General features: G+C 65.1%; 10 protein-coding genes. 3 read left to right on the top strand and 7 right to left on the bottom strand.

What is annotated here, in order from left to right:
* Positions 1-68 precede the first annotated feature (68 nt).
* Entirely contained in the window at positions 69-425 is a 357-nt protein-coding gene (locus tag FFS68_RS02790; protein WP_137751794.1) for a UrcA family protein, read from the top strand.
* A 70-nt stretch (positions 426-495) separates the two neighbouring features.
* On the opposite strand, the gene FFS68_RS02795 is transcribed toward FFS68_RS02790, so the two are convergent.
* From FFS68_RS02795 to FFS68_RS02815, 5 genes are all read right to left on the bottom strand, one after another.
* On the bottom strand, positions 496-1227 hold the full coding sequence (locus tag FFS68_RS02795; RefSeq protein ID WP_137751795.1) for a response regulator transcription factor: 732 nt from the start codon (positions 1225-1227) through the stop codon (positions 496-498).
* The gene (locus tag FFS68_RS02800) at positions 1224-2393 is read right to left on the bottom strand and encodes a histidine kinase (RefSeq protein ID WP_249339992.1); all 1170 of its coding nucleotides are present in this window, start codon (positions 2391-2393) and stop codon (positions 1224-1226) included. The genes FFS68_RS02795 and FFS68_RS02800 overlap by 4 nt, the downstream gene beginning before the upstream one ends.
* Before the next feature lie 98 nt (positions 2394-2491).
* A complete protein-coding gene (locus FFS68_RS02805; RefSeq protein WP_249339993.1) occupies positions 2492-3949 on the bottom strand; it encodes an MATE family efflux transporter in 1458 nt (485 codons plus the stop codon).
* Positions 3946-6765: a valine--tRNA ligase gene (locus FFS68_RS02810; RefSeq protein ID WP_137751797.1), complete on the bottom strand. Its 2820-nt coding sequence runs from the start codon at positions 6763-6765 to the stop codon at positions 3946-3948. The genes FFS68_RS02805 and FFS68_RS02810 overlap by 4 nt, the downstream gene beginning before the upstream one ends.
* A 151-nt stretch (positions 6766-6916) precedes the next feature.
* The gene (locus FFS68_RS02815) at positions 6917-8983 is read right to left on the bottom strand and encodes a S9 family peptidase (RefSeq protein WP_137751798.1); all 2067 of its coding nucleotides are present in this window, start codon (positions 8981-8983) and stop codon (positions 6917-6919) included.
* Positions 8984-9147: 164 nt separating this feature from the next.
* On the opposite strand from FFS68_RS02815, the gene FFS68_RS02820 reads away from it, so the two are divergent.
* A complete protein-coding gene (locus tag FFS68_RS02820; RefSeq protein WP_249339994.1) occupies positions 9148-9831 on the top strand; it encodes an HPP family protein in 684 nt (227 codons plus the stop codon).
* A 69-nt stretch (positions 9832-9900) separates the two neighbouring features.
* Positions 9901-10635 (top strand): helix-turn-helix domain-containing protein, encoded by a 735-nt coding sequence (locus FFS68_RS02825; RefSeq protein WP_171003722.1) that lies wholly within the window; start codon positions 9901-9903, stop codon positions 10633-10635.
* 43 nt (positions 10636-10678) lie between these two features.
* On the opposite strand, the gene FFS68_RS02830 is transcribed toward FFS68_RS02825, so the two are convergent.
* Positions 10679-11962, bottom strand: a complete 1284-nt coding sequence (locus FFS68_RS02830) for an amidohydrolase family protein (protein WP_137751800.1) — start codon at positions 11960-11962, stop codon at positions 10679-10681.
* Positions 11935-12840, bottom strand: a complete 906-nt coding sequence (locus FFS68_RS02835) for a neutral zinc metallopeptidase (RefSeq protein ID WP_137751801.1) — start codon at positions 12838-12840, stop codon at positions 11935-11937. The genes FFS68_RS02830 and FFS68_RS02835 overlap by 28 nt, the downstream gene beginning before the upstream one ends.
* Between the last annotated feature and the right edge of the window lie 143 nt (positions 12841-12983).

Genomic DNA, 12983 nt, shown 5'->3' on the forward strand with positions numbered 1-12983 from the left:
ATATCGGACCGACGGTCTCCCCGGTCCGCGATCCGGTATCCCGCATCCCTTGAAGAGAGGACTCCCCCATGGCGAAACTTTCCCTGATCCTGCTGAGCGCGCCGGTGGCGTGTGTCGGCCTGAGCGTTCCGGCCGCGGCCGAGGATGACTTTGGCGAACGACGGACCGTTGTCGTGCGCTACAACGACCTGAATCTGGCCAGTGTCGAAGGCCGCGAGCGGCTCAATGCGCGCGTCAAATCGGCGGTGCGGACGGTGTGCAACAGCCGCCCGCAGTATCGGCCCAGCCTGCAGGAGCGCGCGATCGCCGAGACTTGTGAGGCCGCCACAATGGCCGATGCCGACGTCAAGCTGGCGAGCCTGCTGAATGGCAGCGGCACCCGGCTGGCCGATCGCAGCCAGACGATCTTTGTTTCCGCGCCCTGACGGCGCGGCAACGGCGAGCAAAAGAGGAAGGCGGCCGTGCACCCCCGGTGGCATGGCCGCCTTTTGCCGTTCAGGCGTGCATGATCGCCTTGACGTCGTGCAGATAGGTGCGGCCGATGCGGTGGACGCCGCCTTCGCCGAGGTCGACGCTCCAGGCGCCGTCGCCATGATGTTTCAGCCCGACGATGCCGTCGCGGCGGACCATTTTCGAGCGGTGAATGCGCATGAACTGATCGGGGTTCATTCGCGCTTCCAATGATTTGATCGTCTGGTGGATCAGCCAGCTACGCGCGCCGAGATGGAGGCGCATATAATCGCGCTCGGCCTCGATCAGGTCGACCTGGCCGGCGTCGATACGCAGCATTTCGCCGCGGTTCTGGACCCAGAATTCGTTGATCCATTTGCTTTTCTGACTTGGCGCGCGTTCGGTCGCACGCCACTCGCGAACCCGCGCGAGCGCGCGGGCGAGGCGATCGGGTGATACCGGTTTGAGCAGATAATCGACCGCCGCGACGTCGAAGGCGGCGACCGCATATTGGTCGAACGCGGTGACAAAGATCACCGCGGGGGGATTGTCGAGCCGGTCGATCGCGGCGGCAACCTCCAGCCCGTTGAGATCGGGCATCGCAATGTCGCAGAGCACCAGGTCGGGAGCGAGCGCATCGACCATGCGGAGCGCCGAGGCGCCGTCGCTGGCGGTGCCGACCAGCGACACCCCATCCTGTTGTCCGGTCAGGATTTGCAGACGCTCGATCGCCAGCGGTTCGTCGTCGACGATCAGGGTGCGCAGCGTCTGGATCATGGGCAGGCCTCTCGTGACAGCGGCAGCCACAACGATACGACGAACCCGCCATCGTCCGACGGTCCCCATTCGCACCCGGCGGTTGGGCCGTAACGGGTCAGCAGCCGCTCGCGAACATTGCCGAGGCCAAGGCCGGTCCCCGAAGGCGGCGCCGGCGCCTTCGCGTCGATGTCATTGTCGATCCGCAGCACCAACAGGCCATATTCGGCGCTGGCGTGCAGGCGGATGGCGATTTTGCCCTTGGTCGGCGCGACGCCATATTTGATCGCATTTTCGATGATCGGTTGCAGGATCAGCACCGGGACACAGGCATTTTTCAGCTCGTCGGGCATCGTCACCTCGACCTGCAGCCGGTCGGGAAAGCGTGTCTGTTCGATATCGAGATACAAGCGTTGCAGCGCGATTTCTTCTTCAAGGCTGACCAGCTGTTCGGGATCGACCGCCAGGCTCGATCGCAGGAAGGACGACAGATTCATGATCATCGTCTCGGCCTCGCTTTTCGATCCTTTGAGGACCAGGGTCGACAGCGAATTGAGGGTGTTGAACAGGAAGTGCGGATTGACCTGGTAATGCAGCGCCCGCAGCTGGGCATTTTTGGCCTCGAGCCGGAAGTGATTGGCGCGCCGTTCGACCGCGCGCATTTCATTGGCATAGCCGAACGCGACATAGAGCGCCGCCCACACCGCAAAAAAGAAATACCAGCGGATCGAGCTATCGAGGATCAGCACCGTTTCCCAGGCGCCCGGATATTTCGCCTGCATTTCTTCGATGATCCTGGCGGCTTCGGATACCGGGAACCAATAATAAAAAACCAGCAAATTGACCGACGCATAGACGATGACGAGCGGCACCGCCGCGCCGAGGGCGGCCGCAAGGCGGGCGCCGAAACTTTGCGGCTGGGCGCGCTGAAGCAGCTGGTACAGCACAAAGGTACACAGGATGCCCGCGACGACGACAATGCCGCGGCGGCCGGCCGACGACCATTGTTCGGATACGCCGGTGAGCAGGCCGAGCCCGGTGGTGATCAGGAAATAGATCAGCCACATCGCGACGATCGAGCCGATCGCGACGCGCGGGTTGACGCGGGCGTCGGAGGCGCGCCAGTCGGGCGCCGCCGCCAGCATCTTGGCACGCTGGTCGCGCAGCGCGTCTTTGCGAGGGGTCATGTTCATTGCGCCTGCTTTAGCGCCAAAACCGGCAGGAAGGCTAGCAGGCACCGGGCCGCCAGTCGAAGCGGCGCGCGCTTTGGTCGAAAGCCGCAGCGTCAGCCAGCGGCGGGTTGGGGCAGGTCGCGGCGCCAATTGCCGCGACGATAGATAATCCACGCCATCGTCATCGACGCGAGCATGGAAACCAGAAAGCTCCACCAGATCGCGTCGCCGCCAAGATAGGGGTACGTCAGGTAATAGAGGCCGAGGCGGATCGGGAACGCCGACAGAAACAGGATGATCAGCGGCGGGACAACCGAACCGTTGGCGCGCAAGGTACCAATCAGCACGATCGTGGTCCCGAACGGCAGGAAACCCCATGTCGCAATCAGCTGGATATGGCGCGCGACATCGATCGCCGGGCTTTCGCGGCCAAGGAACAGCGCGAGCGCGGCGCGATCGAAAACGAGCAGCAGCGCGATCAGGACGCCGGTCATCGCCAGGTTGACGGCGATGCCGCTGTTGGTGATCGTCGACACGCGATCCCAGCGGTTGGCGCCGATATTCTGCGCGACCATCGCGCTGACCGCGGCGCCGACGGCGAGCGCGGGCATCTGGACATAGTTCCACAGTTGGAGGGTGGCGCCATAAGCGGCGGCGGTGACCAGCCCCTCGCGATTGACGAGCCCGACCATGACGAGGCCCGCGCCCGAAATCACCAGCATCTGCGCGCCCATCGGCAGCCCGCGCGCGATGATGAAGCGCAGTTCGCGCCAGCTGGGCGCCAGATAGGCCAATTCGCGGCCGCGCAGGCGGAGCGGGTGATCCTTGGCATAGAACCAGATGATCATGCCGATCAGGCTGATCGTCCCGGCGATCGCGGTCGCGAGCGCGCTGCCCGCGATGCCAAGGCGCGGGACGGGGCCGAGCCCGAGGATCAGCACCGGGTTCAGGACAATGTCGATGACAACGGTCAGCACCATGAAACGCAGCGGGGTGACGGCATCGCCCGCGCCGCGCGACGCCATCATCAGCGTGACCGAAATCATGCTGGCGGGGATCGCGACAAAGGTGACGCGCAGATAATCATGTGCCAGCGCAAAGGCTTCGGGCGGGGTTTCGAGCAGGCGCAAGATCGCGTCGGAGGCGAACCAGCCGACGGCCGCGATGACCACTGCGAACAACGCCGCCAGCCCGATCGCACCGCCCGCGGCGCGGCGCGCGGCATCGATGTCGCCGCGCCCGATCGCTTGTCCGATCAGCACCGTCGCGGCCATTCCGAAGCCAAAGAAAGTGGCGAACATCAGGAACATGATGATGTTGGCATTGGCGGTCGCGGCAAGCGCGCTGTTGCCGAGGAACTGCCCGACCCAGATCGAATTGACTGAGCCCGAGAGAGTTTGCAGGATGTTCGAGGCGAGCGTCGGGAGGGCGAAGATGATCAGCGTCTTGGCGATCGGCCCGCTGGTCAGGTCCATCCCGCCGCGCGCGGTCTGGCGCGGCGGGACGGGATTGGCGGCGGGGTCGGCCGCCGCGGCGACCGGGGTCGGCGTGACGGGCGTGTTGTCGGTCAACCGAGCCTTGCCAAGGCGGCGGTCAGGCGGTCGGCTTCGGCTTCTTTCGCGGCGTGATCGGCGCGCGCCTTGTCGACCGCTTCGGGCTTGGCGCGTTCGACGAACGACGGGTTGTTCAGGCGGCCCGCAAGGCCGTCGCGTTCCTTCGCCGCGGCGGCGAGCGCCTTGCTCAGGCGGTCGCGTTCGGCGGCGATATCGATCACGCCTTCGAGGGGAACTATGATCGTTTCGCCCTCGACGACGAGCTGCGCCGAGGCGCCCGCGGGGGCGGGATCGAAGCTGATGGTTTCGAGGCGCGCGAGGCGGTCGAGCTGCGCGGCGAGCCTGTCGGTGCGGCCTTTGAGTGACGCCGGGAAATGCGCGGTCAGGCGCGCCCCGGGCGGGAGCCCGAGTTCGGCCTTCGCGCCGCGCAGTTCGCTGACCAGCTTGATCAGCCAGTCGATGTCGGCGCTGGCATCGCTATCGCGCACGCCGTCCGGCGCAGGCCATTTGGCGGTGATCAGCGGATAGTCTGCGCGGTCGCCCAGCCCGGTCCACAGCTCTTCGGTGATGAAGGGCATGAAGGGGTGGAGCATCACGAGGATCTGGTCGAGCACCCAGCCGGCAACGGCGCAGGTTTCGGCGACATCGTCCCCCTCCCGCTCGCGGGAGGGGTTAGGGGAGGGCATGTGATCAGCCGTCCCATCCTCCGAAACAGGCCCTCCCCCGACCCCTCCCGCAAGCGGGAGGGGAGAAAGAACGGGCTTGATCAGCTCAAGATACCAGTCGCAGAACCGGTCCCACGCGAAGCTGTAGATCGCGTTCGCGGCTTCGTCGAAGCGGTAGGCGGCGAAGGCGGTTTCCATCGCGGTGACGGTCGCCGCCACCTCGCCGATGATCCAGCGGTTGACGGGCAGGGTGGCGGCCGGGGCTACGAGGCTGGTCGAGGCCGAGATGCCATTGGCTTCGCAGAAACGCGCGGCGTTCCACAGCTTGGTCGCGAAATTGCGATAGCCCGCAAGGCGCGCGTCATCCATCTTGATGTCGCGGCCCTGGCTTTCCATCGCCGCCATGAAGAAGCGCAGCGCGTCGGCGCCATATTGATCGATCAGCCCGAGCGGGTCGACAACATTGCCCTTTGACTTCGACATCTTGGCGCCGTCGGGCGCGCGGACGAGGCCGTGGAGGTAGAGCGTCTTCCACGGGACAATTCCGTCACCGTTGTTATCGCGCATGAACTCCATCCCCTGCATCGCCATGCGCGCATCCCAGAAGAACAGGATGTCGAAGCCGGAGATCAGGACGTCGTTGGGGTAATGGCGTTTGACGAGGTCGGTGTCTTCGGGCCAGCCGAGGGTGGCGAAGGGCCAAAGGGCGGAGGAGAACCAGGTGTCGAGGACGTCCTCGTCGCGCGTAAGCCCAACGCCGGCACCGGCCTCCGCTTGTGCTGCCTCTTCGGTTTCTGCGACGAAGATACGGCCGTCGTCGGCGTACCAAGCCGGAATCCGGTGTCCCCACCACAGCTGGCGCGAGACGCACCACGGTTGGATATTCTCCATCCAGTTGAAGAAAGTTTTTTCCCACGTCTTGGGGACGATGTTGATCCGCCCGTCGCGCACCGCCGCCATCGGCGGCTGCGCCAGCGTTTCGGCGTCGACATACCATTGGTCGGTCAGCCAGGGCTCGATCACCACGCCGCCGCGGTCGCCGAACGGGGTCTGGATCGTGCGCGGCTCGGCGTCGTGCTCGACGACGTCCCCCTCTTTTGAAGTCACGATATGCGGGATGAGGAAGCCGGCTTCCTTCATCCGCTGCACGACCAGTTCGCGCGCGCCGTCCTTGCCATCGCGCTTGAAGCGATGGAGGCCCAGAAATTCGGCCGGGATCAGCCCGTCGCTCGTCTGGATGACGTTCGCGTCGCCGTTGAGCATGTTGAGCATCTCGGCGGGTTTGAAGCCCGCACGCTTGCCGACGTCGAAGTCGTTGAAATCATGTCCCGGGGTGATCTTCACCGCACCCGAACCCAGCTCGGGATCTGCATGTTCGTCGGCCACGATGGGCACGCGGCGCCCGGTGATCGGCAGTTCAACAAATTTGCCGATCACGCTTTGGTAACGCCCATCGTCGGGGTGCACCGCGACCGCCATGTCGGCGAGCATCGTTTCGGGGCGCGTCGTAGCGACCTCGATGTAATCGCGCCCGTCGTCGAGCGTCACGCCGTCGGCGAGCGGATATTTGAAGTGCCAGAATCCGCCTTGCACCTCGTGCGTCTCGACCTCGAGGTCCGAAATCGCGGTCTTGAGCTTGGGATCCCAGTTCACGAGGCGCTTGTCGCGGTAGATCAGCCCCTTTTTGTGAAGGTCGACGAACACCTTGACCACCGCGGCGGTGAAATGCGGGTCCATCGTGAACTGCTCGCGGCTCCAGTCCATTGAGCAGCCGAGGCGGCGCAGCTGGCCGGTGATCTGGCCGCCGCTTTCCGCCTTCCACTGCCACACCTTGTCGATGAAATCTTCGCGGCTGTAATTGGTGCGCTTGTCTTGGCGCGCCTCCAGCTGGCGTTCGACGACCATCTGCGTCGCGATGCCGGCATGGTCCATGCCGACGACCCATAGCGCGTCCTTGCCGCGCAGGCGTTCGTAGCGGACGAGGACGTCCTGCAACGTGTTGTCGAGCGCATGGCCGATGTGCAGCGCGCCGGTGACGTTCGGCGGCGGGTTGACGATCGTGAAGGGGGTGGCGTCGGGGCGATGCGGGCGAAACAGCCCGCGGCTTTCCCACTCAGTGGCCCATTTCGCCTCAATCGCGGCGGGATCGAATGTTTTTTCCATCGGCATAATGCGCCGCGCTTTGCCAGCCATGGTGCGGCGCGGCAAGGGGGAACCCATAGAGTTTCCGTTCGCATCGAGCGAAGTCGAGATGTCCATCGTGGGCGCGCGCCTTCGGGGTGTCTCGACTTCGCTCGACACGAACTGAATTGAGAGGTTCTTACTTCTTCAGATGCTTGCCCATCCACCCGAACACGGTCTGATACCATTGCACGCTGTTCTGGCCTTTCAGGATCCAGTGGTTCTCGTCGGGAAAGACCAGCAATTCGCCTTCGACGCCCTGCCGCTGCAACGCATGGAACGCAGCGAGGCTCTGGCTGTAAGGGATGCGGAAGTCCTTTTCGCCATGGATCACCAGCATCGGGGTCTTCCATTTGGTGACATGGTTCACCGGGTTCCATTTCTCGCCCTCGGCGCGCTGCCACCACGGGCCGCCATGATCATATTCGTCGAACCATGTTTCCTCGGTCTCGAACGCCATGGCGCGCAGGTCAAACACGCCAGCATGGTTGACCAGGCATTTGAAGCCGTCGGGCCACTGACCCGCGATCCAGTTCATCATATAGCCGCCGTAAGAGCCACCAAGCGCGCAGGCGTTGGCGGTGTCGACATTGGCGTCCTGCGTCCCAGCGGCGACGAGGCCGAGCTTGAGGTCTTCGAGCGGCTTGCCGCCCCAATCCTGGTTGATGCTGTCGGTGAAGGCCTGTCCGTAGCCGGTCGAGCCGTGGAAATCGACGGTCACCGCGGCATAGCCGGGCGCCGAAAACAGCCGCGGGTTCCAGCGCGTCGACCAGCTGTTGCCAAAGCTCGACTGTGGACCGCCATGGACGAGGAAGGCGACGGGGATTTTGCCCTTGGTATCGGCGGGTTTGACGATCTGCCCCCACACGGTGTCGCCGTTCGCGCCCTTGAAGCTGAAGCGTTTCGCATCGACGGGATCGATTTCGGCGAGCTGGGTGCGGTTGACGTCGGTCAGGCGCGTGACTTTGCCTTTCGCATCGCGGAAGAACAGGTCGGTCGGTACCTCGACGCTATTGCGCGAATAGAGAAGCGCGCCGCCGGGCAGCGGGGTGACGTCGCCGATATTGCCCTCATAGGCTTCGGTGGTAGCCTTGAGCTTTGTCACCTTGCCGGTCTTCACATCGACGCGGAACACGGGGTGATCGAGCACATCCTGCGCGGTGACATAAAGCGACTTGCCATCCGCCGCCCACGCGATCGAACCCACCGAACGGTCCCATGCATCGGTCAGTTTCCGCGTTTCGCCGGTCGACAGGTCGCGCAGCATCAGCACCTGCCGGTCGGCCTCATACCCCGGACGCGCCATGGCGGCATAGGCCAGCCATTTGCCGTCGGGTGAGGGGGTGGGCAGCGTGTCGGTGGCCTTGTTATCCGCAGTCAAATTCTGCGGCATCATCCGGCTGTCGACCAGCCAGCTATAGATATCGAGGTTGGTGGAGGTCGGCTCGTCCTTGTCGGCCTTGCGCAGCGTGAAGAACACGGTGCGACTGTCGGCGCCCCACGCGAGTTCTTCGCCGCCGCCGAAGGGTTTCGACGGGCTGTCACCGGTCAGTCCGCCATCGACCGCGCGCGCGACGCTGGCCTTGCCACCGTCGAGATTGAAGACGAAGGGGCGGCTATAGGTGCCGGGGGTTTCCCAGCTGTCCCAGTGGCGCACGAAACCCGCACCATCCTTGTACAGGCGGCCGGTGCCGGGGCCGGGCAGGGCGCCCTTGTCTTTCGCCTCGCAGCCGAAGTCGGTGCATTCGCGCGGCACATCGCCCCACGCGAGCAGGCGCTTGCCGTCGGGCGAGATTTTGAACCCCGAGACGTCGGCCGCGGTGTCGGTGACCTGCGCCGCGGCGCCGCCGACCTGGGGATCGACCCGCCAAACCTGGCTTTTGCCCGAGGCGTTCGAGAGGAAATAAAGGCTGCCATCGGGGTGAAAGGTGGGGGCGGTTTCATTCTTGTCGGCGGTATCGGCGACGCGCACCGGCGCGGCGTCCTTGGCATTGCGGTCGACCAGCCACAGTCCGGTAGCGCGCTTGTAAGTCGCGGTGTCGGTCTCGGTCATCTGGAACACCACCCAGCGGCCATCGGGCGACGCGGTCGGCGCCGCGACGCGCTTGAGCATTGCCAGATCGACCTCGGTCATCGGCCGGGCAAAAGCGGGAGTGGACAGGGCGGCGGCGAGCGCGATTGCGCTGGTCAGGATATGGTTTCGCATGAAAGCGGTTTAGCGGGGTGGCGCGTGGGTTCAAGGACGAACCGGTCGCGGTTGCCATCCGGTCCCGGGAGGTGACCGAAAAGCAGGCTTGGCGATGATAAACCAAACCTCTCTGGCGCTGCGATGCCTGGCACGCCATCGGGCCGCTTCCAAAGGAGGCATGTGTGGCCAAGCCCGATTCGAGTCGGATTTTTGTTCCCCTGTTAGCGGGCGCCAGCCTTCGCGACCGCTTCGTCGCGAGTGTTGGCGCGCTGGTCGGGATCAGTCTGGCGGGCATGATCTGCGCCGCCCTGTTTCCGGTTTCAATGCCGTGGATCATCGCCCCGATCGGCGCGTCGGCGGTACTGCTCTTTGCGGTTCCGGCGAGCCCGCTGGCGCAGCCTTGGTCGATCGTCGGCGGCAATGTGATATCCGCGATTTTCGGGATCGTGGTGGCGCAGGCGATTGGCGAACCGGCATTTGCCGCGGCGCTGGCGGTGTCGACGGCGATCCTGGTGATGTCTCTGGCGCGTTGCCTCCATCCCCCCGGCGGCGCCGTCGCGCTCAGCGCGGTTCTCGGCTGGCCGAGTTTTTCGAGTCATATCGGTGATTTCCTCGTGCCGGTGCTGCTCAACTCGCTGATTCTCGTTGCGATCGGCATGCTGTTCCACCGCTTTTCGGGACACAGCTATCCGCACCGGGCAAGGCCGGTCGATGGCAAGGCGGTTGCCGAGGAGCCCGCCGGTTTGCTGATGGACGACATCGACGGCGCGCTCGCCGATCTGGGTGAAACCTTCGACATCAGCCGCGAGGATCTGGCGTTGTTGCTGGAGCGCGCCGAAATTCATGCCGCCGCCCGGCGTCGCTAGCGGCTGAGCTCGCCACCTTTCGCGATGCTTGCTAACCTTCTTTTAACCAGCGAACTCCAACAGTCGCATATGCCAATTTTCGGACATTTTCTGCCATCGACGTCCAGTGGCGACAAACGTCATGAACCGCGCCGAAAACTCAGCCTGCTGGCGCGCGGCGTGCAGCATGACGGCACCGGCATCGAGGTGCAGATCCACAATATCTCGGGAACGGGCTTGCTGTTTGAAAGCGATATCAAGCTGGCGGCCTGCGACCGGATCGAAATCGAGCTTCCGCATGGCGGTGATATAACGGCGGTCGTCATCTGGGCCAGCGGGCGGCTGTTCGGCTGCCAGTTTGAAGGTCCGGTATCCCCGGCGACGCTGAGCGCGGTGGAACTGAAAAGCGCCGTCGCTCCGATGCCCGAACTGGTCCCCGAATTAGTCCCTGAACCGGCCCCCGAACTGGCTAGCGCCGCCGACCCGGCGCCCAGCGCCGACGAAAGCCGCGCGGCGCCGGTGATCCACGAAACCTTCGGCGTCCGCCTTCAGCGGCTCCGCACCAAAGCCGGGCTCAGTCAGGCCGATGTCGCCAAACAGATGGGCGTCAGCGCGCCGACGGTTTCCAGCTGGGAAAAGGATCGGTCGCGCCCCAAGCGCGGCCGCATGGTGAAACTCGCCGCCATTCTGGGTGTCCCGGTCGCTGACTTGCTCGGCGATGCGGCGCCCGAGGACGTTCAGGAACTGATCAACCGTAGCCGCGATCAGATCGCCCGCGCCGTCGGCCTCAGCGCCAATCGGGTCCGGATCATCGTCGAATATTAGCGCAGCAATCCGGGGCGGCGCCCGCGTTGTCCGGACAATGTCGCTAACGAACGAGCCCGCCACCCTTCATCACATGGTCGATCTTTTCCAGCGCCGCGATGTCGGCCAGCGGGTCGGCCTTGACCGCCACTATATCGGCAAAACGGCCCGGCACGATCGCGCCGATGTCATCGCGGCCCATCTCGACCGCGGCGCGGCCGGTGGCGGACTGGATCGCCTGCATCGGGGTCATCCCATAGCGGACCATGTAGCGGAACTGGCGCGCATTCAGCCCGTGCGGATAGACGCCGGCGTCGGTCGCAAAACCGATATTGATCCCCAGCGCGACGGCGCGGCGAAAGGCGGCGCGCTGGGCGTCGGTAGTCTCGCGGTTCTTGCGCAGATATTCGGCGGGCCAGCCCTCCTTGGTGCCGACATCCTCGATATAATCGCCGTTGTAGATGTCCATCGCGAGCCACGTGCCGTGCTTTTTTGCAAGTTGGAGCGTCGCTTCGTCGGCGAGGCTCGCGTGTTCGATGCTGTCGACTCCGGCGTTGATCGCGTTCTGGATGCCAATCGCCCCATGCGCGTGCGCGGTGACCTTTCTGCCACGCGCATGAGCAACGCGGACGATGGCGCGCAACTGATCGACGGTCAGTTCGGGGGCGCCGGGTTCGGTGCCGATCGCGAGCACCGCGCCGGTCGCGATCGTCTTGATGAAATCGGCGCCATGGTCGAGCAAATAGGTCGTCTTTGCCGCAGCTTCCTCGGGCGTAGCGGCGACGCCGAGGCGCATGTCAGGCGGCAGTTCCTCGTTCGGAACCACGCCGTTCAATTCGCCGCCGCCCTTGGGGATGGTCAGATAGGCGCCCGCGACCCACATCCGCGGCCCCGGCACGTCGCCGCGCTCGATCGCGTTGCGCAGCGTCACGTCGGTAAGGCCGCGATAGGTGCCGACGTCGCGCACGCTGGTGAAGCCCGCGTTCAGGGTGACGCGGGCGTTGCGCGCGCCGACGAGCGCGGTTTCGGCGGGCGACGCCTTGATCGGCGCGGCCAGATCGGCGCTCTGGCCAAGGTCGGCGAGGTGGGTGTGGAGGTCGATCAGGCCGGGCAGCACGGTGAAGCCCGACCAGTCGAGCTGGGTGGCGCCCGCGGGCGGCTCCCCGCATGGCGCGACTGCCTTGATCCGTTCGGCCTCGATCGTGATGCACTGGCCGGTCCGCGCGTCGTCCGAAACGCCGTCGATCAGCCGCCCGGCCTGGACATAGAGCGACTGCGCCGCGGCGGGCGTCGCGGTGAGCGCCGCCGCGAACGCCGCGATCAGATGGCGGTGTCGAACGCGTTGCACTGACGCGGATCCCCCGATTGCAGGCCGCGGCGCAGCCAGCTCATCCGCTGTTCGCTGGTGCCGTGGGTAAAGCTTTCGGGGACCGGACGCTGACCCGCCGAACGCATCAGCGTATCGTCGCCGATCGCGTTGGCGGCGCGCATCGCTTCTTCCATATCGCCCGCTTCGAGCACCGGCTGACCGGCGCTGTTGCGCGCGCGCGCCGCCCAGACGCCGGCGTAGCAATCGGCCTGCAATTCCATGCGAACCTGCAACTGATTGCCCTCGGCCTGCGACGCGCGTTGCTGCGCCTGGCGGACCTGGTTGGAAATACCGCTGATCGTCTGGATATGATGGCCGACCTCGTGCGCGATCACATAGGCTTGCGCGGCGTCGCCCGCGGCGCCGAATTTTTGTTCGAGCTCGCGGAAAAAACTGGTGTCGAGATAGACGCCCTGATCGGCGGGGCAATAAAAGGGGCCCATCGCGGCCTGTGCCGGGCCACAGTCCGAACTGTTGCGGTCGGTGAAGAAGTTGAGCGTCGGCCTCTGATAGCCGCTGACCAGCCCTTCCCATACTGTGTGCGTCGATCCAAAAACGTTGCAGGCGAAGCGTTCGGACGCGGTGTCGCAGGCAACGCCGCCGCCACCGCGGCTGTCGGCCGCGGGGTCGGCGGTGCCGCCGCCACTGCTGAGCATATTGGCGCCGGGGCCGAGCAGGAAAAAGGCGACCGCACCGATCAGCAGGATCGTGCCGCAGCCCATCTTGCGCCCGAGCAGCATCGGCAGGAAACCGATCAACAGCCCGCCAAGGCCGCCGCCACCCCCGCCAAAGCCGCCGCCACCGCCGCGGCCGAGGTCGCGAATGTCGTCGCCGGGATCATAATCGTCGAGGCGCATGGGGGTTCTCCGCCGCTAAAGTGTCTGTTTCATCCCGACAGTTACAGCAGCGACCGGCAATTGAAAGAGACTTCGCGCGCGACGCGGCGCTTGCATTCGTCTATGCTGCGGCGCACCAATCGCGCTTTCGCGGACCAAAGGAA

Source organism: Sphingopyxis sp. L1A2A (assembly GCF_005502465.1).
Lineage (GTDB): Bacteria > Pseudomonadota > Alphaproteobacteria > Sphingomonadales > Sphingomonadaceae > Sphingopyxis.